The sequence below is a fragment of the Ruegeria sp. AL12 genome (assembly GCF_056540885.1).
Map to the genome: position 1 here is coordinate 1 of NZ_JBQFXN010000206.1, position 525 is coordinate 525.

Below are 525 nucleotides of genomic sequence, written 5' to 3' on the forward strand. Positions count from 1 at the left end.
CTGAAAGATGTAGGGGATTTCACCAAGTGTCGAATTTGCGAAGTCCTCGTAGGTTTGAGGTTCCTGCCCGTCCAGAATGACATGCGTATCAGTATGCCCCGAAATGCGCATGGCACCTGCGCTCCACATCCCGACGATAGGTTTCGCGAAAGCCGAGCATGACGCGTGGGTCGAAAAGAAGGACTTCAAGTCTTCGGCGTTTGTCAGTTTTGGCGTTCCACCGAACTGGCGCGCGCTGCGATCAAAGACAGCCAAAGTTTTCGGCACGGGCAGCCTGTTGTGTTCGAGGAAACACGCAGACAACCATTTGTCTTCGGTGAGGGCCTGCCATTGACTGTTGTTGCAAGCATTTACAAGCGGCCAGTGGACATGAGATGAAACGAACTCCTCACGCTCAATATCAGACCAACGCTCCCGATCATAAAGCTCGTAAAGAAAGTACTCGTAAAACCTCAGCTTTCCGCGTTTCTTGCGAAGCTTGAAAAAGTCAAAGGCCAGCGAAAATGGACTTCTCCCGGTCCGTCG

At 52.0% G+C, this 525-nt stretch carries 1 protein-coding gene; it reads right to left on the reverse strand.

Going from position 1 to position 525, the window contains the following annotated elements; translation table 11 throughout:
* On the reverse strand, nt 1-255 hold a 255-nt coding region (locus tag ACR0C6_RS22245; protein ID WP_480621379.1), incomplete at its 3' end, for a hypothetical protein.
* Nucleotides 256-525 lie beyond the last annotated feature (270 nt).